This is a genomic window from Lysinibacillus sp. (assembly GCF_032093475.1).
GTDB classification, from domain to species: domain Bacteria; phylum Bacillota; class Bacilli; order Bacillales_A; family Planococcaceae; genus Lysinibacillus; species Lysinibacillus irui.
Window position 1 is genome coordinate 15,420 of record NZ_DAMDAY010000089.1, and the last position, 3,946, is coordinate 19,365.

At 38.2% G+C, this 3,946-nt stretch carries 2 protein-coding genes and 1 other annotated feature; of the genes, one reads left to right on the forward strand and one right to left on the reverse strand.

From position 1 onward, the window contains the following. The first annotated feature begins 47 nt into the window (after positions 1-47). Positions 48-258: a binding site (T-box leader), on the forward strand. Positions 259-344: 86 nt separating this feature from the next. After that, the gene (gene leuS, locus RT445_RS16885) at positions 345-2,762 is read left to right on the forward strand and encodes a leucine--tRNA ligase (protein ID WP_313471044.1); all 2,418 of its coding nucleotides are present in this window, start codon (positions 345-347) and stop codon (positions 2,760-2,762) included. Between the two features lie 824 nt (positions 2,763-3,586). Here the strand turns inward: leuS and RT445_RS16890 are convergent. Further along, positions 3,587-3,946: nucleoside transporter C-terminal domain-containing protein (locus RT445_RS16890; protein WP_313471046.1), on the reverse strand; the 360-nt coding region annotated here is incomplete at its 5' end.

Here is a 3,946-nt window from a genome sequence, read left to right on the forward strand (position 1 = left end):
AGGCTTGTGCTTTTCAATACTTTCCATTAGAATAAATGCAATATCATGTAAAGACTGTGATGAGGAATAGTAGATTTGTGGTTCTTTTTAGAGAGCTAGCGGTTGGTGAAAGCTAGTAAGAAAGCAAGTTGAACTCGCCTTCTGAGTCTGCCCGCGTGAAATATCGTGTGTCGTTTCTTCCGCGTTAAGGAAGCTTGAGCCGAGTGTAATCACTAATCTGGGTGGTACCGCGGGAGTACAAATTCTCTCGTCCCTTCTTTAAGAATGGGGCGAGTTTTTTTATTTTTTAAATATTTTGTCAATTCTGATGAAGAGCAACATGATCCATCGAAGGAGGAAAAAGAATGAGTTTTAATCATCAACAAATTGAAAAAAAGTGGCAGCAATATTGGGCTGATAATAAAACATTTAAAACTGAAAATGAAACAGCGAAGCCTAAATTTTATGCCCTAGATATGTTCCCATATCCATCTGGTGCTGGACTTCATGTAGGCCATCCAGAAGGATATACAGCAACAGATATCCTTTCACGCTTTAAACGTATGCAAGGCTACAATGTATTACACCCAATGGGCTGGGATGCATTTGGTTTACCAGCTGAGCAATATGCACTTGATACTGGTAATGATCCAGCTGAGTTTACCGCAAAAAATATTGCGACATTCAAGCGTCAAATCCAAGAGCTAGGCTTTAGCTATGATTGGGATCGCGAAATTAACACAACGGACCCTAACTATTATAAATGGACACAATGGATTTTTATCCAACTTTATAAAAAAGGTTTAGCTTATGTCGATGAAGTGGCTGTGAACTGGTGTCCAGCACTTGGTACTGTATTGGCGAATGAAGAGGTAATTGATGGGAAATCAGAACGTGGAGGGCATCCAGTAGAACGTCGACCAATGAAACAATGGATGCTAAAAATTACGGCATATGCAGACCGTTTAATTGATGACTTAGAGGAAGTAGATTGGCCAGAGTCTATTAAAGATATGCAACGTAACTGGATTGGTCGTTCAGAAGGGGCAGAAGTAACATTTGATATTGATGGTACAGATCAAAACTTCACGGTATTTACAACACGTCCTGATACATTATTTGGTGCTACATACTGTGTGCTTGCACCTGAACATAAATTAGTAGAACAGATTACTACTGCTGAACAACGCCAAGCTGTCGAGGATTATTTAGAAAAGGTCAAAATGAAATCTGACCTTGAGCGTACAGATTTAGCGAAAGAGAAAACAGGTGTATTTACAGGAGCCTATGCAGTGAATCCGATTAACGGTAAAAAAGTACCGATTTGGATTGCTGATTATGTACTAGTGTCTTACGGTACAGGTGCTATTATGGCGGTTCCAGCCCATGATGAACGCGACTATGAATTTGCAACAGCGTTCGGCTTAGACATTGTACCTGTCCTTGAAGGCGGAGACATCAGCAAAGAAGCATTTACTGGTGATGGTCCACATATTAACTCGGACTTCCTAAATGGTTTAAACAAAGTAGATGGCATCGCGAAAGCAATCGAATGGTTAGAGCAAAAAGGCGTAGGGGAGAAGAAAATCTCTTATCGTCTACGTGACTGGTTATTCTCTCGTCAACGTTACTGGGGTGAACCGATTCCAATGATTCATTGGGAAGATGGCACGATCACACCTGTTCCAGAAGAGGAACTACCATTAATGCTTCCGAAAACAGATAATATCCGTCCATCGGGTACTGGTGAATCACCATTGGCAAATATTGCAGAATGGGTGAATGTTGTAGATCCAGAGACAGGCAAAAAAGGCCGTCGTGAAACAAATACAATGCCACAGTGGGCAGGCTCTAGCTGGTACTTCTTACGCTATATCGATCCTACAAATACAGAAGCGATTGCTGATCCAGAATTACTAAAACGCTGGTTACCAGTTGATATTTATATTGGTGGGGCTGAGCATGCTGTACTACATTTACTATACGCTCGCTTCTGGCATAAAGTGTTATATGATTTAGGTGTTGTTCATACGAAAGAGCCGTTCCAAAAATTATTTAACCAAGGTATGATTCTTGGTGAAGGTAATGAAAAAATGTCTAAATCTAAAGGGAATGTTGTAAACCCAGATGAAATCATCGATTCGCATGGGGCAGATACATTACGTTTATATGAAATGTTTATGGGACCACTTGAGGCTTCTGTTGCATGGTCTACAAATGGCTTAGACGGCGCACGACGCTTCTTAGACCGTATCTGGCGTCTATTTGTCAATGAAGAGGATGGAACAATCTCTGCTAAAATTCAAGTATCTAACGATCAAACACTTGAAAAAGCTTATCACCAAACAGTGAAAAAAGTGACAGAGGATTATGAAGGCATCCGCTTTAATACAGCTATTTCACAAATGATGGTATTTATCAACGATTGCTATAAAGTTGATGTGATCCCAACAGCCTATGCGGAAGGTTTTGTTAAAATGCTAGCACCAATCGCTCCACATATTGCTGAAGAATTATGGCAGCTATTAGGTAATGAAGGAACAATTTCTTATGCGCAATGGCCAACGTATGATGAAGCTAAGCTTGTGGATGATGAAGTAGAAGTAGCAGTGCAAGATGCGGGTAAAGTACGTGCTAAAATCGTCGTAGCAAAAGATGCTTCAAAAGAGGACATCGAAAAAGTGGCGTTGGCTGATGAAAAAGTACAAGAATATATGGCAGGAAAGAGCTTAGTAAAAGTCATCGTTATTCCAGGCAAACTTGTCAATATTGTCGTTAAATAAAGAGACATAAATTAAAATGTGCATTACTAAAACATAGTTATCAATACCTAAATAAAAAAATAAATCAAAGGACAAAACATATTTTATATGACTAATATGTTTTGTCCTTTTTAAATTAGTATAACGAAATACTAAAGAAACCTTCAGGTTCGGTCCATCCTTCTCATTTATAACGATTAAACGGAATTCTTTTAACACTTTTGTATTTTTTAAATGGACAGGTACAGTAAATCCAGATCCTTTCTGGATAGGTTCTCAATGTTAATTATTAGAAAAGGAGAATAGTTTTGTTATCTATAGTTCCTATTATTCTTTTTGGTATTTCACTTACCCCTTTGTATTGTACTATTTCTTAGAATGAATCGAATCAAAGAACGTAAAGAGAAATTACCTCTAATAATTCTATTTAGTTTCACTCTACTTAGTTTTTTAGTGCTATTGTATTTTTGGCTTTTTCATTAAATAACATCGTTAAATTTTTTGAAGTGAAGGAATGGATAGATCCCATTCAAGAGCAGAATCATTTGAATCAGTCTATTATTCAGAACGATGAAAAACTGAAAGAACACTCATCTGTTTAAGAGTTAAAACAAATGAGTGTTTTTTTAATTTGATAAGTGTTGGGCATGAACGCCTTTAATTGGGCAAAGCGGTCATATTCAGTCATTCTTAGCACCTAACTTTCTTTTCATCCTTTCTTGTCTACATCTTGCAAATGTCGTTGTTTTGATGTGCAACCCATAGCGATTACGAAGATACAATACAGAAAAACTGCACCCAACTAACCGAGTCGAGTGCAGTTCAAAAATAGTCCCATATTCAGTTTAAATAATCAATCCAACAATAATAGCTGTTAGGATACTTACAAGTGTAGCGCCGTACAACAACTTTAAGCCAAATCGTGCAACAACATTTCCTTGTCTTTCGTTCAACCCTTTCACTGCCCCGGAAATAATACCAATGGATGAAAAGTTGGCAAAGGATACAAGGAATACAGAAATAATGCCCAGTGTACGTTCACTCATGGACGCTGAGACGTCACCAAGATTGATCATGGCAACGAATTCATTCGTTACTAATTTAGTTGCCATAATGCCGCCAGCAGAAACAGCATCTTTCCATGGGATCCCCATTAAGAAGGCGATTGGTGCAAAGATATAGCCTAATATTTCTTGGAAAGAGAT